17 protein-coding genes are annotated in these 23,310 nt (G+C 38.1%); 9 read left to right on the top strand and 8 right to left on the bottom strand.

Translation table 11 applies throughout. The features are described 5' to 3' along the window. Positions 1 to 154: 154 nt before the first annotated feature. The 9 genes from IEX65_RS26340 to IEX65_RS26300 all read left to right on the top strand — a co-directional run bounded on the left by IEX65_RS26340 (position 155) and on the right by IEX65_RS26300 (position 12,533). The gene (locus IEX65_RS26340; protein WP_188771114.1) at positions 155 to 661 is read left to right on the top strand and encodes an RNA polymerase sigma factor; all 507 of its coding nucleotides are present in this window, start codon (positions 155 to 157) and stop codon (positions 659 to 661) included. A gap of 14 nt (positions 662 to 675) precedes the next feature. After that, entirely contained in the window at positions 676 to 1,218 is a 543-nt protein-coding gene (locus tag IEX65_RS26335) for a hypothetical protein (protein ID WP_188771112.1), read from the top strand. Positions 1,219 to 1,237: 19 nt separating this feature from the next. Beyond that, positions 1,238 to 2,125: a DUF4097 family beta strand repeat-containing protein gene (locus IEX65_RS26330; RefSeq protein WP_188771110.1), complete on the top strand. Its 888-nt coding sequence runs from the start codon at positions 1,238 to 1,240 to the stop codon at positions 2,123 to 2,125. Positions 2,126 to 2,133: 8 nt separating this feature from the next. Beyond that, on the top strand, positions 2,134 to 3,438 hold the full coding sequence (locus tag IEX65_RS26325; protein WP_188771108.1) for a hypothetical protein: 1,305 nt from the start codon (positions 2,134 to 2,136) through the stop codon (positions 3,436 to 3,438). 8 nt (positions 3,439 to 3,446) lie between these two features. Further along, positions 3,447 to 4,778, top strand: a complete 1,332-nt coding sequence (locus tag IEX65_RS26320; protein ID WP_188771106.1) for a hypothetical protein — start codon at positions 3,447 to 3,449, stop codon at positions 4,776 to 4,778. 449 nt (positions 4,779 to 5,227) lie between these two features. Further along, the gene (locus IEX65_RS26315; RefSeq protein WP_229250918.1) at positions 5,228 to 7,708 is read left to right on the top strand and encodes a DUF5916 domain-containing protein; all 2,481 of its coding nucleotides are present in this window, start codon (positions 5,228 to 5,230) and stop codon (positions 7,706 to 7,708) included. Between the two features lie 26 nt (positions 7,709 to 7,734). After that, a complete protein-coding gene (locus tag IEX65_RS26310; RefSeq protein ID WP_188771101.1) occupies positions 7,735 to 8,397 on the top strand; it encodes an ABC transporter ATP-binding protein in 663 nt (220 codons plus the stop codon). 68 nt (positions 8,398 to 8,465) lie between these two features. Beyond that, positions 8,466 to 9,806, top strand: a complete 1,341-nt coding sequence (locus IEX65_RS26305) for a TolC family protein (RefSeq protein WP_188771099.1) — start codon at positions 8,466 to 8,468, stop codon at positions 9,804 to 9,806. A gap of 318 nt (positions 9,807 to 10,124) precedes the next feature. Next, positions 10,125 to 12,533 carry an alpha/beta hydrolase family protein gene (locus tag IEX65_RS26300; protein WP_188771097.1) on the top strand — a complete coding sequence of 803 codons (2,409 nt, stop codon included), beginning with the start codon at positions 10,125 to 10,127 and terminating at the stop codon, positions 12,531 to 12,533. A 74-nt stretch (positions 12,534 to 12,607) separates the two neighbouring features. Here the strand turns inward: IEX65_RS26300 and IEX65_RS26295 are convergent, their stop codons facing one another. The 8 genes from IEX65_RS26295 to IEX65_RS26260 form a co-directional block, all read right to left on the bottom strand. Further along, entirely contained in the window at positions 12,608 to 16,093 is a 3,486-nt protein-coding gene (locus IEX65_RS26295) for an amidohydrolase family protein (RefSeq protein ID WP_188771095.1), read from the bottom strand. A 129-nt stretch (positions 16,094 to 16,222) separates the two neighbouring features. Further along, positions 16,223 to 16,798, bottom strand: coding sequence for an OmpH/Skp family outer membrane protein (locus tag IEX65_RS26290; protein WP_188771093.1), 576 nt, complete (start codon positions 16,796 to 16,798; stop codon positions 16,223 to 16,225). 146 nt (positions 16,799 to 16,944) lie between these two features. Continuing rightward, complete coding sequence (gene leuB, locus IEX65_RS26285) at positions 16,945 to 18,015, bottom strand: 3-isopropylmalate dehydrogenase (RefSeq protein ID WP_188771091.1); 1,071 nt, start codon at positions 18,013 to 18,015, stop codon at positions 16,945 to 16,947. A gap of 56 nt (positions 18,016 to 18,071) precedes the next feature. After that, positions 18,072 to 18,458 carry a GxxExxY protein gene (locus IEX65_RS26280; RefSeq protein ID WP_188771089.1) on the bottom strand — a complete coding sequence of 129 codons (387 nt, stop codon included), beginning with the start codon at positions 18,456 to 18,458 and terminating at the stop codon, positions 18,072 to 18,074. A gap of 34 nt (positions 18,459 to 18,492) precedes the next feature. Then, a complete protein-coding gene (locus tag IEX65_RS26275) occupies positions 18,493 to 19,986 on the bottom strand; it encodes a hydroxymethylglutaryl-CoA lyase-like TIM-barrel protein (RefSeq protein WP_229250916.1) in 1,494 nt (497 codons plus the stop codon). A 106-nt stretch (positions 19,987 to 20,092) separates the two neighbouring features. Then, positions 20,093 to 20,689, bottom strand: coding sequence for a 3-isopropylmalate dehydratase small subunit (leuD, locus tag IEX65_RS26270; protein WP_188771084.1), 597 nt, complete (start codon positions 20,687 to 20,689; stop codon positions 20,093 to 20,095). A gap of 101 nt (positions 20,690 to 20,790) precedes the next feature. Further along, on the bottom strand, positions 20,791 to 22,191 hold the full coding sequence (gene leuC / locus IEX65_RS26265) for a 3-isopropylmalate dehydratase large subunit (protein WP_188771082.1): 1,401 nt from the start codon (positions 22,189 to 22,191) through the stop codon (positions 20,791 to 20,793). A gap of 86 nt (positions 22,192 to 22,277) precedes the next feature. Beyond that, positions 22,278 to 23,198, bottom strand: a complete 921-nt coding sequence (locus IEX65_RS26260) for a DUF4062 domain-containing protein (RefSeq protein WP_188771080.1) — start codon at positions 23,196 to 23,198, stop codon at positions 22,278 to 22,280. Positions 23,199 to 23,310 lie beyond the last annotated feature (112 nt).

Genomic DNA, 23,310 nt, shown 5'->3' with positions numbered 1-23,310 from the left:
TACGTTAGATTCAGAAAAGATACAATTTCAGATTTCATAAATACCCTTTTAACAATATCGTTCAGAAAATTTTCTGCAAAAAATATTTTTCTATACAACCATTCTACAAATATTGTGGCACTTTAATAATAGAAAGCTAAAAAACACTCTTTGCATGACCGAGGTCGAACTCATTTCAGCTTGCATACAAAACAACCGTTCTGCTCAACGCATACTCTATGACCGCTACAAGCGAGCCATGTTTACGTTGGCGTATCGGCTGACGAGCGATTTTGATGATGCCAACGATGTGCTACAAGATGCTTTTTTGGATGTTTTCAGAAAATTAGAAAATTTTAGGGGAGAGTCCACGCTCGGGGCTTGGATAAAGACAATCGTAGTCAGAAAAGCCTACCGAAAACTCGAAAAACCAAAAATTTGGGAAGTCGTAGAAAGTTTTGATGAAAACAGCCTGATTGAGTGGGGCAACAGTATTGATGCCGAATATCTCGAAAAAGCCATTTTATCGCTGCCCGAAGGCTTCCGAACGGTTTTTATTTTGATAGAAATAGAGGGTTATACACACCGAGAAACAGCCGAAATCTTAGGAATTTCGGAGGGGACGTCGAAGTCGCAACTCTTTTATGCCAAGAAACGACTACGAGAAATTTTAAGCAATTAAATATCAGCAAAGCAATGTATAATTTACCAGAATATGAGCCGAATGAAGAAGTTTGGAACAGCATAGCGTCCAAGCTTAGTGAAGGTGCTTTGCAAAACGCCCTCGAAAGACTTCCAAGCTACGAACCAACCGACGCAATTTGGAGCCAAATTAATGATAAGTTAAGTCCGAAAACAATAAAATTCCCAGCTTGGAAGTGGGTTTCAGTAGCGGCTTCGATTGCGATAATTATGGGCACTTTTTATTGGTTAAGCACTGATAAACAGCAGATTAGATATTCGGAAGAACGCATTGATAAAGACCTACTACTCAATCCAGTGGATGATAGCCAACAACAATATGAAATGATTGTGGCTTATTGCAAACAACAAACTTACGTGTGTCAGAACCCCGAGTTTGTATCGCTCAAAACCGAATTAGAGGAGTTGAACTCGGCAAGTAAACAACTAAAAGAAGTAGTTGGGCAGTATAACACCGAACCCGAATTGATGGCTCAGTTGACCTCGATTGAGCAGCAAAAATCAGAAATTATCAGAAAAATGGCCGCTCAAATTTAGATTTATTCATTAATCCGACATGAAGAATTATCTGTTCAAAATAAAGCTAATGTGTCTGGCCATGATGTTTATTTTGGCACACGCATCGACAGCCCAAACGACTCTTCAGGTTGTAACTAAAAGCATCGAAAAGACTTTTAGTGGCAGTAGCGTATTGACTATCGAAGCCGAAAAAGCTGATATTGAGATACTTACGTGGGAAAAATCTGAGATAAAGGCAACTATCGACCTAATTGCCAAACACCCAGACCGAAAAACTGCCAGCAGCGATTTAGAAATGCTTAAATACGTAGCCGAGAAAACCAGTCGAGAGGTTTTCCTAAGAAATTACCTCGTGATTCCGAACGAAAAAACAAAACCAAGCTCTAATCTAAAAGTAAAGTATGCTGTCAGAATTCCCGAAGGAATGAAAGTAATAATTCAGAACAGTTTTGGAAAAGTTTTGGTAAAAGGTAATTTAAAAAACCTAAACATTAAGGCTGACTTTAGTATCATCGAACTTGATGATTTAAATGGAAACATCAAACTCGACACGCATTATGGTGAAATTATCAGCAAGTCTTTCAATGGCGTTGCGGTAATAAATTCCGAAAGGTCAGATTTAATTTTTAGTAACTTGGGCGGACAAAATACTATCAACGCTCAGTATGGCAAACTACGAATAGAGTCGGTTGATGGGCTTAAATCGCTGAATATTAATGCCGAAAAAGCTGATATAAATTTTGAAAAAGCTCCGCTCAAAAGTTTCTATTTTGATGTAAGTTCAAGGTTTGGTAAAATGACCTTAACCTCAGATTTTAGCTGGATTCAAAACGATAAAACTGAGCGTTCGGCCATACTCAACAGTACCCTTTCTTCAAAAATCATCATTAATAACTCGTTCGGCTCGATTACTATTAAAAACTAAACACAACCATGAAAAAGCTACTCATTTTCATATTTTTCCCGCTATTCAGCTTCGCCCAAACCGATAGCGTAAAAGTTAGTTTTTCGGAGGAAAAAGTGGAGCAATTTGAAAAAACCACGCTACTGGATGAATATGATAAAGCTTTTGGAGGAAATCGGATTGTGAAAAGTGCAATTAGATTAAATCTACAGTCAGGCATAGACGAAAAACCAATACTTTCTTTACAAGTTGAAACAAAAGTATGGAATGATAAATCAATTACAATTTGGTGCGGCCAAGGCATTGCTTCTTCATCTTCTAATTTAAATATAGGTTTAGAATCACGATGGTTTTATGAAATGAAAAACAGAGTTAAAAGGAAAATTCAAAATGCTAACCTCACGGGCAACTATTTAAGTCTTAGAGCGGTTTATAGTCCTTATTCAGAACCAAACTATTATAAAAATGGGGGAGGATATATATATAATATGATTGAACCGAATGCGGCATTTAGTGTAAATTGGGGAAAGCAATTTGGTAATAACCTTGATTTTGGACTTTCGGCTGGAGTAAAACAAGGCAAAGAAACTTATATTAGTTCAAGGGGTGATTTAGTGAATAATGATTCCTCGCCTACATCAAATACGTGGTTTGTATCTACTACTTCTCGCATGGGTTTGGGGCTTTATTTTCCACATAAAAAACAACTACCGAATAACTACTGCGAGTTTTTACATTGCAATTATGAGGTAAAAAAGCTCTTAAAAGTAAATATAAACAATGCCATTTATGCCGATAAATACAACCAAAGTATCAGAGGGGATATTTCGTATGAGCATAAAATTGCCTCCTCTGCCTTTTCTATCAACTCAAACCTTGTACTATCATTTACTAATAAAAGAACCTTTCAACAAATAGGACGAAGAGACTCTGTTACCAAAAATGAATTTGGTAATGGCGGATTTTTTATACCTGTTTATTCTTCTTTGAAACAAAACACCAGCATTTTTATAGTTGAAATACATGAGCAAGTTCGCTACTACATTTATATGAAACAACGTATTAGCAAAGGCAAAACAGCCAATAACTTAAATGGAATATATACGGGGTTGCACTTTAGTTATAGAGATAATATAAGTTCACATGCTTATGGAAACCTCTATTATTCGCCAAAAACAAGTTTGGGAATAACTTATGGATACCAGACTCAAACCAATAAAAAATCTTTTCTGGATATTGGTTTGGTTATTGGGAAATATGCTATTTCTTTTTTGCCTAAGCATTCGGCACCACTTATTATAGACCTCAACCTAAAACTTGGATTCGCTAAATAATCACAACCATGAAAAAGCTACTCATTTTCATATTTTTTCCGCTATTCAGTTTCGCTCAAACCGATAGCGTAAAAGTTAGTTTTTCGGAGGAAAAAGTGGATACTTTTGCCCGAACTGAAGTAATCAGTGTATCACAAAAGCTGGGTGTTATGCGTGCTGCTAAAGCTGGACTAAGAGGAGGAATAGAGTCAAGTCCTTTTGTGATACAAAACTATATCTCTTTCTTAAATTTCACATATGAGCAAAAAATACTTAAAGAGTTTTCTCTTCTATTGAGTTTAAAGCATTCTGTTGAATACCAACCATTTTCCTATGAAATTGAACCTCGATGGTATTTCCAAATGACAAAAAGAGTAAAAGCAGGCTTACAAGCCTATAATTTATATGGAAAATATATTAGTTTTAGATATTATCATGGAATTTTAAAAGATGAACCATATTATTTTTTCTCTTATAATCCATACTCCGAAACCTCCGTATTTGCTATAAAATATGGTTATCAAGCTGGAAATATTTTAGACTTATCTGTTTCGGCAGGAGTGAAAAACGTAAGCGAAGTTTCAACTGATACCAAAGGTAGGCTAATCCATAACTCCCAAAGTCCGAGCAATCAGACATGGTTTTTAGCATCTAATCTAAAATTGAGTTTTGGTAATTCTTACCCAAAAACCAAAACTGATAAGTTTGGAAAGTTACTGATAACCGACAACAACTTCGAGAAAAACAAGCTGTTAAAAATCAACGCATCTGATTTATTCTCTATTGATAAATATTCCCAGTTTATCAAAGCTGATGTTGATTATGAGCATCGAATCGGAAATACTTATTTTTCAAGTAATACATCATTCACGGGCATTTTCAATCACTTTAAGTTTTTTTCTTTTAAAGGTTTCATTGATACTACACTGAATAGTAATCTATTTGGAAAGAAATTTCCTATTTGGAATGCTCAGAAAGTAAGCAATGTTTATACAAATATTCAATTATCAGAACAACTAAGATATTATTTTACCAAAGGCAAAGAAGTAAAAAAAGGGCGTTCTGGAAAAAATTTCAATGGGGTTTATCTTGGATTAATGGTAATGTTTTCTAATACAGCTTTTAATAATCAATTATCTGATGATGATGGGAAGTACATTTTTACGAACATTAAAACAGGTAGTGTTTATGGTGGTGGTGGCGTTTTAGGGATTCAAAATCAATTTAGAAACCGTATTTTTTTCGATTTTGGTATTTCATTATTAGCAACTAATAAAAATACTCAAATTCAAAGCTTAACAACAAAATACGGTAGAAACATTTCTCTCAATCCATACCTAAAAATAGGCTTCGTAAAATAAGTTTAAAAGCCCTTTTGCATTGTCCGAAGACGTACTCAAAATGTCCGTTTTCGGACAATTATTTTATATATAAAATACACAAACTGCTGATAATTAAATACTTACAACAATGGCACAGCTTTTGGCATTATATGATTGCTGTCTAAATTAGGGTTTAGGGCATCAGATACACAAAATTATGAAAAAGCTATTATCACATTAAACAAGTAAAATTATTTCAAAACAAAACTTGAATCCATGCAACTTTTATGTAAAAAGAGTGTCGTTGTCATAATTACTTTTTGTAACCTTTTTTTACCAGACAAGTATTCACATCAAATTGATTAATAATTGTTAAAAACACACCTCTTAACATTTATTAATGCTTGTCGAAAGCCAAACAAAAATAAATTTGTGACTGCAAAAGCCCTCAGCTTTTACGACACAAACTGAACTTACAAACAACAATTATGAAAAAGCTCTTTTTACTAACTCTGATGCACTTGTGCATTGGCTTTAGCTTGGCGTTTGCCCAAACAACAACGCCTCGCTCACTTGAAGCTAAACGCACTAACAAACCCGTAATTATTGATGGCAAACTGAATGATTTGGCTTGGCAAGATGCCGCCAAAGCTGATGATTACACCGAGTTCCGACCCGTAATTGGTCGAAAAGAAGAAAAAGGCAATCATACCGAATCTTATTTGATGTATGATGATGCGGGAATCTATTTCGGTGGAACTTGTTTCGAGCGAAATGTTGATAGTATTGCCAAAGAACTCGCTGGTCGTGACGGTTTCGGAATGAACGACTACATCGGTTTGATTTTCGATACTTACAATGACAAATTGAATGGTTTTGAGTATTTTGTGACGCCACTTGGCGAGCAATGGGACGCCAAAATGACTCCTAACCAAAATGATAATAATGGCGGCGAAGATTTTAGTTGGAATGCCGTTTGGAAAAGTGCCGTTGTGATTCATGACAAAGGCTGGAGTTTCGAGATGTTTTTGCCTTACTCGGCCATTCGTTTTAGTAAAGACAAAGTGCAGAATTGGGGCTTGAATATCACCCGACGACGACGAAAAACCGAGCAGCAATATACATGGAATGCCATCAATCCGAATGTCAATGGATTCTTGACTCAAGAAGGACAATGGACTGGTATTTCGGATATTAAACCGCCCTTGCGTCTCCAACTTTTTCCGTATTTTTCGGTTTATGCCAATCATTTTCCGAGCGATGTGGCCGAACAGAAAAATTGGACAAATCAAGTTTCGGGAGGGCTGGATTTAAAACTGGGATTAAGTCAGGCATTTACACTCGATGCCACCTTGATTCCTGACTTTGGACAGGTGCAAAGCGACAACAAAGTGTTGAATCTGACACCTTTTGAAGTCAAATTCAACGAATATCGTTCTTTTTTTACGGAAGGTACTGAGCTTTTCAACAAGGGAAATTTGTTTTATTCACGCCGAATCGGTGGAACGCCTATTCATTTGTACGATGCTTATGACGACGTAAAATCAGGTGAAAGGATGTTGAAAAACCCAACCGAAGCAAAGTTAATTAATGCTTCTAAGATTTCGGGACGCACCAAAAATGGTCTTGGAATTGGGGTTTTAAATGCCGTTACGCAAGCACAGTTTGCTACCATCGAAAACATAGAAACTGGCGAGATTAGAAAGTTTGAAACCAACCCAACGACCAATTATAACCTTTTTGTGCTTGACCAAACTTTTAAGCATAATTCGAGCGTAAGTTTTATCAACACCAGTGTACTAAGAGGCGGAAACGATTATAATGCCAATGTAAGTGCAGCATTATTTAGTTTCAGCGACAAGAAAAATACTTATAATTTGTCGGGCAATGCGTCAGTTAGTCATTTGAAATATAAAACACCCGACAGCGAAAACTCTCTCGGATACAGCCATACGGTGAGTTTCGGAAAAAACAGTGGAAGATTCAATTTTAGTCTTTCGCAAGCTCTGACCGACACCAAGTATAACAGTAATGATTTGGGTTATTTTACGAACAATAACTTTATCAATCATAACTTTTATGTCGGCTACCGATACACCGAGCCTAAAGGTTGGTACAATCGACTTTTCTTTAATCTCAATGGTGGTTTGAGTAATTTATATGCCCCGATAGGTGATATAAAAAGTAAATATCAAAACTCTCGTATCAACTTCAACCTAAATGCACAAACAAAGAAGTTGATTTGGTTTGGTTTGTTTGCCAACTTCAATCCAGCCCAAAATGATTTCTACGAGCCACGCAATATGGGTCATGTTTTCAAACGTGGAAAAAGCGTTGCAATGGGCGGTTGGATAGAAACAAATGCTGCTAAAAAATACTCGGTTAGTGCCGAAGTTTTTGAGCGTATTTTCTTGAACTTTTATAATCTTAGCGGAACCGATATTTCGTTAAGTCAGAAATACCGTTTTAATAGTAAGTTTTCGATTGAGCATCAGATTGGTTTTATGCCACGTCCAAGAAGTTTGGGTTATACTACTACGCTCGACGACAACAACATATTGTTTGCGGTCAGAAAAGTAAGTACAGTTGATAATGTTTTGAACCTAAAATATAGCTTTACCAATAAAATGGGGCTAACATTCAGAGCCAGACACTACGTGAGTGTGGTTGATAACAAAGAGTTTTATACCCTCAATACCGACGGTTCTTTGAATACAAAAACAGGATTAGCCGAAAAATATAACCGCAATGTCAATTACTTTAACATTGATATGGTTTATACTTGGCAATTTGCTCCTGGTAGTTTCTTAAATATTGTTTGGAAAGATGCAGGATTTACGAACTCTGATATTGCCAATACTCGTTACTTTGATAATTTCCAGAATACCATACAAAGCAGTCAAAATAATAATTTATCACTCAAAGTCATCTATTTCTTGGATTATTTGCAACTCAAACGAAAGATTTAGATAGCGATATTCAGAAAACAAAACCAATGATTGAACTAAAAAATATCTCCAAATATTATCCCGCAGGATTCGGCAAAACCTATGTTTTACGCAACATCAACCTCGAAATAAAAGAGGGCGAATTTGTATCAATCATGGGTCCATCAGGTTCGGGAAAATCAACACTTCTTCATATTTTAGGCTTACTCGAAGAGGCTTCCGAAGGAGAATATTTATTAGATGGAATTTCGGTTCAGAAACTTTCAGAAAAAAAACGCACCGAACTGCATCGCACAAGCATTGGTTTTGTTTTTCAGGCTTATCATTTGATTGATGAATTGACGGTTTACGAAAATATCGAGACCCCACTTCTTTATAAAGGACAGTCATCAGCCGAACGAAAAAGTCGTGTGGCAGATGTTCTCGACCGCTTCAATATTGTAGCCAAGAAAGACCTTTTTCCCTCTCAACTTTCGGGTGGACAGCAACAACTCGTCGGCATTGCCCGAGCGATTGTAGCCGAGCCAAAAATTATCTTTGCTGATGAGCCAACGGGCAATCTTCACTCCGAACACGCCCAGCAAATCATGGAGCTTTTCAAGGAACTCAACCAAAAAGATGGCGTAACTATCGTGCAGGTAACTCACTCCGAAGCCAACGCCGAATATGGTAATAGAATTATAAGATTGAAAGATGGTTGGATAGCATAGCAGCCCCCTAACCCCCGATGTGGGAACTTTATTCTTTTTCGATGAACTCTTATAATTTCTAATATCCTATGAAAAATATATTACTAAAAATCTCACTTACAATCATCATTTTGTTCCCCCATCGGGGGATAGGGGGCTTTGTTTTCGGGCAAGGCCTTTCCCTAAAAGAATGTGTTGATATTGCCATAAAAAACAACTTGACTTACCGAGAAAGTCAGATAATGGGCGAAAGTGCCAATATTGAATTATCAAGAGCAAAATCTCAAATTTATCCACGCATTGGGTTTGGCACAGGGCAGGATGTACGAGTAGGCCGAAGCATTGACCGCTTCACAAACGCATATATTGAGCAGGTTTATACCACCAATTACTTTGGTTTGCAAGCATCGATGCCCGTTTTTAATGGTTTTCAGATAAAAAACCAAATTCGTCAAAACGAGTTTCTGCGTGATGCTGGAGCTAAAAATATCGAAGCCGTAAAAAACCGCACTATTATCGGAATCATTCAGGCGTATCTACAAGTTTTGGCTTCGCAAGAATTACTCGAAGTAAGCAAACAACAAGTCGAAACTGCCAAATCTCAAGTTGAAAGAGTAAACAAACAAGTGGCAGCGGGCGTAGTTGGCCAAACGGAGCTTTTCCAAGTCCAATCGCAGTTGGTCAATGATGAATTTTCGCTCGTCACCGCCCAAAACAACAACAAAGCTGCTCGCCTTGCATTGTTTCAGTTAATGAACCAATCAAGTAATAATTCAACAAGTTTTGAGACTTTGAAAGATGACGCACTTCAATATACAATTGATAATCAGACAATTGACGGTATTTTTGAGCAAGCCGCCAATAATTTCCCCGAAATAAAAGCAGGCGAACTCCGCCTAAAAAGTTTTGATAGCCAGCTTAAAGCTACGCAGGCTTTTAATTTGCCACAGATAAGTCTATCAGGGAATTACGGTACGTTTTATTCTTCATCGAATAAATCAGAAAATTACTTTACGCAAATCAACGGTACTCGCAGTGGGTCATTGAGTTTAGATATTAGCATTCCGATTTTAGGGCGTCTGCAAAATGCTCCGAGAGTATCGGCCGTAAAAATTCAACAACAACTCAGTCAAAATCAGTTGAATGTGGCAAAACTTCAGCTCCGCCAAGCCATAGAGCAGAATTATCAATTACTCACAGCTGCCGCCGACCGCTATAAAGTAGCAAGTAATCAAGTAACTATTTTAGACCAAAACATCAAAGCCGTAGAGAGCAGAATCAATGCAGGAACGGTCAATTATTTAGAATATATGCTCGCCAAAACCAATTTCGACCGAGCAAAATCTAATCTCGTACAAGCCAAATACGAATTTTTGTTACAGAAAAAAATCTTAGATTTTTATAAAAACGGCGAGTGGCGGATTGAGTAGAAGTTCGAAACATTATTTAGCACTCTAAGTGTCTCAAGGAGTGCTAAATAATATTCCATGTTTGAAATGCTACATAAAAATCTTCTTTCACACTAACTCACTCCCTCAATTATAATTTTAGTTTTGTTCCCCTCTTCTTTAAAAAACAATTCCATAATTAAACTTTTAAGGCTACTTGCATAACACTTTTAAGGAATAAATCCGCTGAAACGTCTATCTTTTTGTAGTTTAAGTCTCCAAAGTATTCGTCGATAATTTTTAATCGTTAATTTCACTTCGTTAAATCATCCCTTCATCAAATTCACTAAATTACTAACCATGAACAAGAAAATTGTCATTTTATTGGCAGCTTTTGCGATGTGTTTTGGAGCTTTCGCCCAAGATGCTGTAAGCTACCAACTCCCACCTAAAGAAGTTGCTGATTTGCTTTTGGCAAAACCTACGCCCGATGTGAGCATCGACAGTCAAGGCGAATGGATGCTCCAAAGCGAACGCAATTCTTATCCGACCGTCGAGGAATTAGGTCAACCCGAAATCAGAATTGCAGGTTTGAGATTAAACCCAAATAATTTCTCGCCAAGCCGACAAACTTTTATCAATAATTTTACACTGAAAAACATCAAAACTGGCAAAGAATTTAAAATCAGTGGCTTACCAGCAAATATGTTAGCAGGAAATGTAAGATGGAGTCCGAATGAAAAGAAGATTGCTTTTACAAATACCACCAACAACCGAGTTGATTTGTACATTGTTGACATAGCTACCAAAGTAGCGACTAAAGTCAATAAAAAGGCCTTAAACGTAGTTTTAGGTGCTGATTTGACTTGGTTCGACGATAATTCGATTGTCTATAAAACCGCAATTAGCTTGCCAAGTGCCGCACCTGCAAAGCCAATAACGCCAAAAGGACCAACCGTACAGCAAAATATCGGAAAAGCAGCACCAGGCCGCACTTACCAAGATTTAATTAAAACTCCTTACGATGAACAACTTTTTGAGTTTATGGCAACCGCTCAAATGGTGATTAATCGTGGAGGTGTTGAAACGCCGATAGGTAAACCTGCCATTTACGAATCTTATACGCTATCTCCCGATAAAAAATATTACTTGTTAGAGGTTTTGAAGAAACCATTTTCATATTTGGTTACTGCCAGTGGTTTTCCAACATCAGTTTCGGTAGTTGATGTTACTGGGAAATTGGTAAAAGAAATAGCAGATTTGCCAAGTGCCGAAACACGACCTTCGGGCAATGATAATGTGCAGAATATTCCAAGAGGTTTTGAATGGAGAGCCGACGAGGCCGCAACTTTAGTTTGGGCAATGCCGCTTGATAGTGGTTTGATTAAAAAAAATGTAGAGTTTCACGATGTAGTTTATGCACAAGCAGCTCCTTTCAAAGCCGAAAAACAAGAATTATTCAAAACCAAAATGCGTTTCCGTGGCATAACTTGGGGAAATGAAAGCTTTGCGTGGGTTTCAGAAGGTCTTGCAGGCAAACAAACAGTTAAGGTTAGTAGATATAATAGTAGCACAAAGAGTATTTCTACACTTTTTGAAAGAAATACTACTGATGCTTACGGTAATCCCGGTACGCCATTAATGGAAAAAAATAGTTTTGGTAAACAGGTGATTTTGGTAGAGGGAAGCAAAATTTTCTTGAATAATGTGGTTGGTTCTTCGCCAAAAGGAGATTTACCATTTTTGAGCCTTTTTGATATTGACACCAAGAAAACCGAACAACTTTGGCGTTGCAGCGAAGGTACGTATGAGTTTATAGTAGATGTTTTAGATGCTAAAAACTTGACGTTTATCACTCGTAAAGAATCAAAAACTGATGTGCCTAATTTTTATATCAAAAACTTGAAATTACGCATTGCTGATATGCCAATAACGGCATTTACAAACCCTTATCCTGCATTGGTGGGTGTAACGAAACAAAAAGTAAAATATACCCGCAAGGATGGTATCGAACTTACTGGAGATTTGTATCTGCCAAAAGGTTATAACAAAGAGAAAGATGGCCCATTGCCAGTATATATGTGGGCGTATCCGAGAGAGTTCAATAATGCGGCTGATGCCGCACAAGTGCGTGGAAGTGAGAATAAGTTTATAACAATTGCTTGGGGAAGCCCGATTTACTATGTAACGCAAGGTTTTGCAGTGCTTGATAATGCCGAAATGCCAATCGTGAGCAAAGGTGGCGATACCAAACCAAACGATAATTTTATTGAGCAACTCACACTAAATGCCGAAGCGGCGGTTAATCATTTGGCAGAAATGGGTGTAGGTGATAGAAATCGTATGGCAGTTGGCGGACACAGCTACGGTGCTTTTATGACTGCCCATTTATTGAGCCACACAAAGTTATTTAAAGCAGGAATTGCACGAAGCGGAGCATACAATAGAACATTGACACCATTCGGTTTTCAGGCCGAAGACAGAACTTACTGGGAAGCCCCTGATTTGTATTACAAAATGAGTCCGTTTAGCTACGCCGATAAAATCAAAACACCACTTTTATTGATTCATGGCGACTCTGATGATAATCCTGGTACATTCCCAATTAATAGTGAGCGTATGTTTGCGGCTATCAAAGGGCACGGCGGAACGGTACGTTTTGTGTTTTTACCTTACGAAGCTCACGGCTACCGAGGTAAAGAAAACCTACTTCACATGCTTTGGGAGCAAAATGAATGGTTGAAGAAATATGTGAAAGAAGCTAAATAAGTCGATAGTCCACTGACAGCAGTCGTTAGTAAAACGCCCAGCTATTGAAAAATAACTGGGCGTTTTTTGATTTTTTATTCTTTCAAACCAGTATTAAGGGCTGGTTTTTCAAAACTCCATTCACTACGTTCGAGTTTTCTTTGTGTCGGATAAATTTCGTCAAGGGTATTTCCATCATAAATTCGGCCATTTTTGATAACCATTTTAACCGAATTAGAATTACGAATATTTTCTAAGGGGTTTTTATCTAAAATTAGTAAATCAGCCAACTTGCCGTTTTCGATACTTCCTAAATCTTTGTCAAGTCCAAGAGCTGTTGCTCCCAAAATCGTGGCAGTACGAAGTGCATCATGGTTTTTCATTCCTCCACTTTGCATCGACCACAACTCCCAATGATAGCCCAGGCCTTGGAATTCTCCGTGACTACCAATTCCTGCTAAAGCTCCACTTTCAACCATTGATTTCATTGATTTGGCATGTTTTTGGAATACATGCTCTTCTGGCATAAACCAAGCTGGCACACGACGAGTTTTTTCGGCCAATTCTTCATAAGGCATGAAGTTTTGCATCTTTTTATCGTGGTAAGGATTTTCGGTTTCAAAATAAAAAATCTCAGCAAAAGGTCCACCATAAGCAACTAAAAGCGTAGGCGTAACGCACATTTTTGAAAAAGAAATCGCTTTTACTACATCATTATAAAGTGGATAAACAGGAATGGCATGTTCATGGCCAGGGTATCCATCAAGCATATTGGTCATGTTTAGCTTATAGTTCAAACCTCCCTCCGTTGTTGGCATCAATTGTTGTCCTTTGGCCGCTTTTATAATCCATTGACGAATTTGGCGGTTTCCAGTCAAATACATTTTTATGTATTTAGTATTATAGTATTTGCTGTATTGACGTAAAGCATTGATAGCCTGCGTTGAATCTTTGATATTATATGACCAATACCCAACTCCTGGGCCTGTTGAGTAAACTCTTGGACCAACCATTTTGCCAGCCTCTACCATATCCGAATAGGTAAGCACGTCTGTGGTAGCGGTCTGAGGGTCACGAGTAGTTGTAACTCCATAGGCAAGATTGGCAGAATATACCCACGCCTGATTTTTTTGAATGCCCCATTGCGGCCACATGTGAGCGTGCGTATCGACAAAACCTGGAATAATAGTTTTCCCTTTAGTATCAATTACTTTTGCCCCATTAGTATTCTTGAGTGTTCCGCTTTTTCCGTAGCTTTTGATTCGATTATTCTCTATCAAAATATCTCCATTTTCAATTATTTCATCGCCTTTCATTGTGATGATTCTTGCTCCTTTCAATAAAACATTTCCAGTCGGAGCATCTTTTGCATAGAAAATTTTGATTTCTACTTCTTGAATTTTGTATTTAGGGTCTTCTTTCTTTGGAGTAGCTTTTTTACTTACATTCGAGCTATCGGATTTTAGCTTCACTGAATCGGTTTTGGCTTTATTGAGTGAATCGGATTTTTGTTTTTCTTGCAGTTTTTTGGCAGTTTTCAAACTATCATCAAATGCTTTTGACTTCTCTAAATCATATACAAAATGAAAACGCCCCAAAGACCAATGTACTTTTTGAGCATTGCTCGACCATGCAGGAAACTCCCCTCCTAATTCGGTTAACTTTTTTGCAGGAAACTGCGAAGCCGAAGGCTCAGAAACAGAGATGTTAACGGTTTTACCTGTTTTAGGAATATTCACTACATAAATTTCATTATTGATTTGAGCCAAGGCTTTTTCGCCATCTGGTGACATCAAAGTTTGCGAAGCGGGCGAAGGTTTATTAACTTCCATTGCTTCGGCAGTTTTTTCCGAAAGCATACAATTATGCACAAATTCTTCTCCTTCGATACTCATACCGTAGGTAGTGATTCCTGTAATTTTGGCGTGAATTTTTTCATCAGTTCCATCCCATTTGATAGATTGAATAGCACCTTCGTTGCCACTTAAATAAATACGGTCTTCATTTTTTACAAAGTGTGGATTACTGCGGTCACGAGCTTTATCAATGATAGTGATATTTCCGCCATTGGCATCAATCCAGCAAATTTCATCTTCGGCATTATTAGCTACTGGCCCGATAGATTCACGATAACTTTGTAATTTACTGCGAATAAATACAATTCTGTCACCTTTAAGTGTCCAAACAGGTTGGCTGTAAAGGGCAGGAACTGATGTTAGTTTTTGTAAATTCGCCGCTCCGATTGCATTGGCTTTGTAAAGATTTCCACCTTCTGGTGTCCAAGTTGTAAATACTAATTGTGTTCCATCTGGCGACCAAGCAAGATTGGCTTCTGTAAAGTCATTGTTGCTAAGACGTCGAGGAGTACCATTCGGAAAATCCATCACATAAGCTCGATTGAGTGCTGTAAAAGCTAATTTACGGCCATCGGGAGAAGGAACGGCGTCACGAATTTGGGTAACAAGTGCGTGGGTTGTATCAGAGATTGGATACTTAAATTCGAGCTGAGGCCCCATTTCAAGTTCCATGTTTACATCAAATGGAATTTCGGTAGAGCTACCACCATTAATGGCAACTTTGTAAATTTTACCACCATAAGAAACGATAAGGTTTTGATTATCTGGCGTGAAAGACATAGCAGGTAAAACACCCATAGTTGCGATTGACTCTTGTTCATCTCTTTGAACTGGATAAGCCAGCCATTTTTCATCACCGGACTGTAAGTTTCTTAAAACCAAACCTGTTTTATCTTCAAAGCGTGAGCCATAAACCAGCCATTTACCATCGCTCGAAAGTGTAGGCGTAAATGCAGAGCCATATCTTGATGTAATTGTGGTACGTTTGGCATTTTCACGGTCATAAATACCAATTTGGTATTGGGGCATCATGGCATTGTAATTCCAAGCCCCTGTTCGTTGCGAAAAATAAATATATCGACCGTCGTGGCTAACAGCAGGGTCAATTGTTTTTAACTTTTCAGGCTGGTCGATGAGTTGTACGCCTCCTCCGCCATCTTGATGTACCATCCAAAGTTGCACATTCATTCGACCCTTTGAGAAAACAATATAATTTCCGTCGGGAGTCCAATCAGCAGAAGCATAGTTTTGGTCACGGTCTTTTGTTACTTGAATGGTGTCTTTTTTATCAAAATCAATGTACCAGATATTATCAGAACCACTTCTGTCGGAGATAAATAATAACTTTTTGCCATCTGGACTATATCTTGGGTGCGTATCGTATGCCAAGCCTTTGGTAATAGTTGTTGCTTTTCCACCACCGAATGGGATTGTGTAAATATCTCCAACCAAGTCAAAAGCAATGTTTTTTGCATCGGGACTCACATCCACCGAGAGCCACGTACCTTCAGAGGTGGTGTATTTGAATTTTCGAGTTGCTTTCAAAGGTAAATCTTTGTAACGAACATATTGAGTGGTGTCTTTTTTTAGAGAGTCGCTCAGAAAATGTTTATCAAAAGAGTTTTTCCCATTAACAGCTCCTACTACTAATGTAAAAGAAAGTATTGCTAAGGTACTTGCAGTGAAGAGCGATAAAAGTGAATAATTAGTAAACTTTTTGTTCATTGATAGAAGTGTTTTTAGTTGATAATCAAATATAAATAAAACATTTGAGATTTAGCTTTAGTGAGAATTGTTCAACAAAAAAATCCCCAAATGATGTAGCATTTGAGGATTTTTTAGCTTAACTGAATGTTATTTTTTCGGCGGAACTGTTCCCATCTTGATTAAAACAGCATCAGTAAGGTCGTCTTTTCCATTATCGGCAGAATAGAGCATTACGGTATTTGATTCGTTGTTAGATGCATCGGCATTTCTTCTGAACACAATCTTATAACCCTTTTCGGCAGCTACGGTTTTGATAGTAGCGTTTACTTTCTCACGAATTGCCAAAAACTTATCTTGAATCATTTTTTGAAGTTCGGCCTCTGAATTTGCTTGAAAATCATCAGCATCTTTCTTGATGTTTTGCACTCGTTTCAATTTTGCATTCAAAGAATCAGTCGTCAGGCCAGTAATATCCTTCATCATTGCTTGATATTCGACATATTCTTCTTGATATTTTTTGGCTTTTTGCTCCAATTTTGTCTCAAGACTTACCTTTTTTGAGGCGATTTCGGCCTGTAAATTCTTTATTTCATTAAGGTTTTGAAGGATATAATCTTCATAAACATAAGCAAGTTTTAGTCCTTGTGTGGCTGGCTTGGCTGTTTGAGAAAACCCTAATTGACTGATTAATAATATAATAGCGATAAAAACTGATTTTTTCATTAGTTTGGTTTTGGTGATTTTTTAATCAAAATTACGGAATATTTTTTGCCAAAAACAAAAAAGACGAGTAAAAACCCGCCTCTCTTTGTGAAACGATGTGTGGCATACCTTCGAGGTATGCCACACATGTTCTATTTATAGACTACTTATATTCTTGACAAGATTTGCTCGCCCATTGCATCTGTTCCCAAAATCATATTTTTCGGAGTAGAAGCATCAGCAATATCACCTGTGCGGTAACCAGCTTTCAAAGTGGCATCAACGGCTGCAATAATCGCCTCTGATTCAGCTTTTAAGCCAAACGAAATATCCAACATTAAAGCTGCCGATAGAATCGACGCCAATGGATTCGCAACTCCTTTTCCAGTAATATCGTGAGCAGAACCGTGAATTGGCTCGTAAACGCCCGTGCTATCACCGATTGAAGCTGAAGCCAACATTCCCATCGAACCAGCGATTTGAGAGGCTTCGTCAGTCAAAATATCTCCGAAAAGATTTCCTGTTACAACTACATCAAATTTACGAGGGTCTTTGATTAAAAGCATGGCAGCTGCGTCAACAAATTGGTGTTCGAGTTGTACTTCTGGGTAATCTTTTGCTACTTCAAGCACCACTTCACGCCATAAACGGCTACTTTCGAGTACGTTTGCTTTATCAACCGACATCAATTTTTTGCCACGAGTCATTGCCGCATCAAATGCCTTGCGGGCGATACGCTCAACTTCGTATTTTGAATAAATCATTGTGTCGTAAGCGGTATTTCCTTCGTCGATACGCTCACGTTTTCCAAAATAAACATCACCTGTTAATTCACGGAAGAACAAAATATCTGCACCTTTCAATAGCTCTGGTTTGATGCTCGATGCTTCTAATAATTCATCAAAAAGTTTGATTGGTCGAAGGTTGGCATAAAGACCTAATTCTTTACGCATTTTCAATAAACCTTGTTCTGGACGAACTTTTGCCGAAGGGTCATTGTCGTATTTTGGATGACCAACTGCACCGAATAAAACGGCATCAGAGGCTTTCATTTTTACGAGTGTTTCTTCTGGAAGCGGGTCGCCAGTTGCTTCGATGGCAGCATGACCGATGAGTGCTTCGTCATAAGTAAATTCATGACCAAATTTTGCAGCGATTTTCTCTACTACTTTTTTACCTACGGCAGTTACTTCCTGCCCAATTCCGTCACCTGGGACGATTAGAATATGTTTTTTCATTTTTTATTGTTTTAACCACGGAGTTACACTGAGTTAAACACAGAGTTTCACGGGGTTTATAATACGAATCTTTTTATTCCATTTTTAAGGCTTGTTACATTAAAATTCATCAAATACCCAATTTTAAACTTTCCAAGCCTCATATAAGTCAGTACCTGAGCAGAATGAACATCATTCAACGCCTCAACTGATTTTAATTCTAAAACAATTTTATTTTCGACCAATAAGTCAATTCTATAACCACAGTCGAGCTTTACATCTTCAAAAACCAATGGCATTGCTTTTTCTTTTTCAACAAATAACCCAGCTTTTTGAAGTTTATAAAATAGGCACTCTTTATACGCACTTTCAAGCAAACCAGCTCCCAAAGCAGTATGAACAGAATATGCTTCTCTCAATATTACTCCTGTTAACTCATTATTCTCAGTGTAACTCAGTGCCATAACTCCGTGAATCTCCGTGGTTAAAAAATAAAAACTATATCAAATTCAGCATCTTCTGAGTAGCTTTGATTGCTGAAACAGTTTGGTCTGAATCTAAACCACGAGTTTTGAAACTTTTTCCGTTGTATTCCCAACTAATGATGGTTTCACAAAGTGCATCGGTTTTTCCTCCCGGTGGAATCCTTACGGCATAGTCTGTCAGCGTTGGAAGACTTTGTTTTTTCTTCACATAAATCTTCTTCAAGGCATTCATAAACGCATCGTATTGTCCATCGCCTTGGGCGTTTTCTTCAAAAATATCCTCGTCGATTTTTACCATTAAAGTGGCCGAAGGGCGAAGATTTTTCGAGTGAGTCATCACATAATTAAGCACATGCACACGCTCGGCAACTGCCTCACTATCAAGCACATCGGAGATAATGTATGGCAAATCTTCTTTCGTAACAACTTCCTTGCGGTCGCCGAGTTCGATGATTCTTTGCGTAACTTTCTTGATTTCTTCGGGCGAAAGAGAAATACCAATTTCTTGGAGATTTTTCTCAATATTGGCCTTGCCTGATGTTTTGCCGAGAGCATATTTTCGAGTACGTCCGAAACGCTCAGGCATCAAATCATTGAAATAGAGATTATTTTTATTATCGCCGTCGGCATGGATACCCGCCGTTTGCGTAAATACGTTTTCACCGATAACAGGTTTATTAACAGGGATTCCAAAACCCGAAAAGGTTTCTACAATCTTACTGACCGTGTAAAGCGACTGCTCAACAACCGAAGTAGTTACATCGGGAATGAAATCGTTGATAACCGCAATAACACTCGATAATGGAGCATTTCCCGTGCGTTCGCCCATACCATTTACGGTCAAATGCAAACCTTGTACACCCGCACGAATGGACTCCATGACGTTGGCTACGCTTAAATCATAGTCATTATGAGCATGAAAATCGAAATGCTGATTTGGATAACGCTCTACAATAGCCTTGATAAAATCGTAGGTTTCGTAAGGTGTCAAAACCCCCAATGTATCGGGCAAAAGCACCCGTTTGATTGGCTGTGTACTCAGAAAATCGAGAAATTGGAAAACGTATTCTTGTGAATTTCGCATTCCATTACTCCAATCTTCGAGATAAACATTTGCTTCGATACCTCTTGATTTTGCCAAAGAAATAACTTGGGCAATTTCGCCAAAGTGTTGTTCGGGAGTTTTTTTCAACTGGTGCGTCAGATGATTCATCGAGCCTTTGGTCAATAAATTCATTACTTTCGCCCCTGCTTGTTGCATCCAGTTGATTGAAGCTTCGCCATCAACAAAAGTCAAAACCTCTACTTTATCAAGTAAACCGTGTTCTTTTGCCCAATTTGTGATTTTTTGTACTGCCAATAATTCGCCTTCCGAAACACGAGCCGAAGCCACCTCGATTCTATCCACCTTTACTTCGGTGAGTAGCATCTGGGCAATTGCCAGTTTTTCGGTAGCTGAAAAAGATACTCCGCTGGTTTGTTCACCATCACGGAGCGTTGTATCCATTATTTCAATGTGTCGCATCTTCAATTTTGAATGTGCGAATGATAGAATGATAGAATAATAAAATGGTTTAACCCATTCACTCATTCATTCATTTAATCATTCAAAATTAATAAAGACTCTTATCAGCAAAAGTAGCAATCTCTGACTTCATAGACTGGAGATAATCAATATCATCGTAGCCGTTAATCATGTTGTTCTTTTTATAGCCGTTTATGCCGAAACTCTCCGACTCACCCGTTGCCAAAATCGTAATAGTTTGGGCAGGAAGGTTTACTTCAAGTTCAGTATTTGGGTCTGCCTCGATAGCCGTGAAGATTTTATGCAAAAACTCTGGACTAACTTGTACTGGAAGAATACCGATGTTTAGGGCATTTCCTTTGAAGATATCAGCAAAGAAACTCGACACTACACAACGGAAACCGTAGTCGTAGATTGCCCAAGCGGCGTGTTCACGGCTTGAACCACTACCGAAGTTACGGCCACCTACAAGGATTTTTCCAGAGTAGATAGGGTTATTTAATACGAAATCTGCTTTCGGAGTATCGTCAGCGTTATAACGCCAGTCTCTGAATAGGTTTTTGTCGAAATCTACTCTGCTTGTTGCTTTCAAGAAGCGTGCAGGAATAATTTGGTCAGTATCCACATTTTCGATTGGCATCGGAACTGCGGTGCTTTTTAATATAGTGAACTTATCGTAAGCCATTTTTTTAGAATATTTTTTACCACGGAAGCACGGAGAACACGTAGTTTCACAGAGGTGAACTTAGTATTTTAAGTATCTTTCGTGGTGAATTTTAAAATTGATTATAAAAACTCTCTTGGGTCAGTAACTTTTCCTGTAACCGCGGCGGCTGCTGCCACTAACGGAGAGGCCAAAAGCGTTCTTGCACCTGGTCCTTGGCGGCCTTCAAAGTTTCGGTTTGATGTTGAAACTGCGTATTTTCCAGCAGGAATTTTATCATCGTTCATCGCCAAACACGCCGAGCAACCTGGCTGACGAAGAGCAAAACCAGCTTCAGTCAAAATATCCAAAATCCCTTCTTCTTTGATTTGAGATTCTACGATGTGCGAACCTGGTACTAACCATGCCGTTACGTTATCCGCTTTTTTGCGTCCTTTCACGATTGAAGCAAAAGCACGGAAGTCTTCGATACGACCGTTTGTGCAGCTTCCCAAGAAAACATAATCAATTGGTTTACCAATGATTTGGTCGTTTTCTGCAAAGCCCATGTAATTCAATGATTTTGCATAAGAAGCAGCACCATCCAATACATTGGCAGCTTGTGGGATATTTTGAGAAATACCTGTTCCGAGACCTGGGTTTGTTCCGTAAGTGATTTGTGGCTCAATTTCAGCAGCATCGAAAGTATATTCAATATCGAAAACTGTTCCTTCGTCGGTTTTGAGGGTTTTCCAGTAAGCTAAGGCTTTTTCCCAAGCTTCGCCTTTTGGAGCTTGCTCACGGCCTTTCAAGTAAGCGAAAGTAGTTTCGTCAGGAGCAATCATGCCACCTCTCGCACCCATTTCGATTGACATATTACAAACCGTCATACGTCCTTCCATGCTCATATTTTCAAAAACTTCGCCTGCATATTCGCAGAAATAACCCGTTGCACCTGCTGCCGAAAGCTTTGAAATAATAAAGAGTGTTACGTCTTTTGGTAGTACGCCTTTGCCCAATTTACCATTGATTGTTACACGCATTTTCTTTGGTTTTGGCTGCATGATACATTGCGAAGAAAGTACCATTTCTACCTCAGAAGTACCAATTCCGAAGGCAATTGCACCAAAAGCACCGTGCGTAGAAGTATGAGAGTCGCCACAAACGATGGTCATTCCTGGAAGTGTGATACCATTTTCAGGCCCAACTACGTGAACGATACCATTCTTTGCGTGGCCTAATCCCCAGTGAGAAATGCCATATTTAGCCGAGTTTGTTTCCAAAGCTTTCAACTGATTGGCCGAAAGTGGGTCTTGAACTGGTAAATGTTGGTTGATTGTTGGTGTATTATGGTCGGCAGTTGCGAATGTACGATTTGGGAAAAGTACACCCAAACCACGACTTTCGAGACCCAAAAAGGCAACTGGACTCGTTACTTCGTGAATGAAGTGGCGGTCGATGAATAAAACGTCGGGCCCGTCTTCGATGTTACGAACAACGTGGGCATCCCATACTTTGTCAAATAATGATTTTGGTGCTGACATATTTTTTTAATTGTTTTAATGCGTTTTGTTTTCGACATAAAGTCTTTTGACAGTCTTTACTCGCTGAGTGACTATGAGACTTCATTTTAAATTTCCAAAAGATGTTTATTCATTTCCAGATAGACAAATAGCTTTGTACCTATCTCTGATGGTTTTCCATTTATAATTAAATTATATTTTTCCAACTCATTCCTTTCAATCTCGTAGCCTATGGCATTATAGATTGTAAAATACACATCTCTTTGATTCATATAGTGGTAAAAAAGTGATAAAACATTGGTTATCAAGAGAGTTTCAGCATCAAATCCTAAAGAAAGAGAAAGGTTCAATTTTTTGTTTTTAAGTAATTCAGCAAATTTCTCTATCTCAACACCATTAATCTTTTCTCCGCTATTTTGGTAGTTCGCTAACTCCAGTTTTAACTCACTGTTTTCTTTACTTAACCGTGTTAATTCGTCCAACGTTGAACTAAAATTTATACCTTCATCTTTTATCCAACCCTTTAAAGAACCTTCATAGCGATATTCTATATCTCTTATGGAATCATTTATACTTAATTTTATGTCTTTCAAATCACTCCAAAAAGAGCATATATTTCCTGTTACTACTCGCCTAAACTCTTTTAAACCTTGTGGATTATCCAATTCAAGTATAAATTTTCCTTTCTCTTTTACTTTTTCATCAAGGGCTTGTTCTTGCATTACGATTGCAAAAAGAGGCTTTTTAAGGTTAACAGCATATTCATATTCCAAATGAGTATAACTTTTGCCTGATTTTGGTTCAATCGAACCATACCTCCCTCCCAATAAAAGCATATAAACATCCGAATCTTCAATCCAACGTTTTATAATAGTCCATTGACTTTCATCCCCTGCTGTAAATAACTCCATTCCCGCAGGAATATGTCCAGCATTCAAAATCGATTGTACAGCCGCTTGTCTTTCTTCTTGTAAATCAATAAAAGTTGAAGATACAAAGACCTGTAATTTGCGATTTCTGTTTGCCATTGTATAATTATGTTTATTAATAATAAATATATTTGTTACGCACCGTAGAGACGTTGCAATGTGCCGAGCGAAGTAGGGTTATACCTGTAAAAAGCGAAACTTGATTGTGCCT

This window comes from Emticicia aquatilis (assembly GCF_014644295.1).
GTDB lineage: Bacteria > Bacteroidota > Bacteroidia > Cytophagales > Spirosomataceae > Emticicia > Emticicia aquatilis.
This window is presented reverse-complemented; position numbering and strand designations above follow the sequence as displayed.

Coding starts and splice junctions, on each gene's coding strand:
- IEX65_RS26335 (WP_188771112.1), top strand. CDS start 676: ATGTATAATTTACCAGAATATGAGCCGAATGAAGAAGTTTGGAACAGC.
- leuD (WP_188771084.1), bottom strand. CDS start 20,689: ATGGCTTACGATAAGTTCACTATATTAAAAAGCACCGCAGTTCCGATG.
- IEX65_RS26325 (WP_188771108.1), top strand. CDS start 2,134: ATGAAAAAGCTACTCATTTTCATATTTTTCCCGCTATTCAGCTTCGCC.
- IEX65_RS26305 (WP_188771099.1), top strand. CDS start 8,466: ATGAAAAATATATTACTAAAAATCTCACTTACAATCATCATTTTGTTC.
- IEX65_RS26320 (WP_188771106.1), top strand. CDS start 3,447: ATGAAAAAGCTACTCATTTTCATATTTTTTCCGCTATTCAGTTTCGCT.
- IEX65_RS26340 (WP_188771114.1), top strand. CDS start 155: ATGACCGAGGTCGAACTCATTTCAGCTTGCATACAAAACAACCGTTCT.
- IEX65_RS26260 (WP_188771080.1), bottom strand. CDS start 23,198: ATGGCAAACAGAAATCGCAAATTACAGGTCTTTGTATCTTCAACTTTT.
- IEX65_RS26290 (WP_188771093.1), bottom strand. CDS start 16,798: ATGAAAAAATCAGTTTTTATCGCTATTATATTATTAATCAGTCAATTA.
- IEX65_RS26315 (WP_229250918.1), top strand. CDS start 5,228: ATGAAAAAGCTCTTTTTACTAACTCTGATGCACTTGTGCATTGGCTTT.
- IEX65_RS26295 (WP_188771095.1), bottom strand. CDS start 16,093: ATGAACAAAAAGTTTACTAATTATTCACTTTTATCGCTCTTCACTGCA.
- IEX65_RS26300 (WP_188771097.1), top strand. CDS start 10,125: ATGAACAAGAAAATTGTCATTTTATTGGCAGCTTTTGCGATGTGTTTT.
- IEX65_RS26280 (WP_188771089.1), bottom strand. CDS start 18,458: ATGGCACTGAGTTACACTGAGAATAATGAGTTAACAGGAGTAATATTG.
- leuC (WP_188771082.1), bottom strand. CDS start 22,191: ATGTCAGCACCAAAATCATTATTTGACAAAGTATGGGATGCCCACGTT.
- IEX65_RS26310 (WP_188771101.1), top strand. CDS start 7,735: ATGATTGAACTAAAAAATATCTCCAAATATTATCCCGCAGGATTCGGC.
- IEX65_RS26275 (WP_229250916.1), bottom strand. CDS start 19,986: ATGGATACAACGCTCCGTGATGGTGAACAAACCAGCGGAGTATCTTTT.
- IEX65_RS26330 (WP_188771110.1), top strand. CDS start 1,238: ATGAAGAATTATCTGTTCAAAATAAAGCTAATGTGTCTGGCCATGATG.
- leuB (WP_188771091.1), bottom strand. CDS start 18,015: ATGAAAAAACATATTCTAATCGTCCCAGGTGACGGAATTGGGCAGGAA.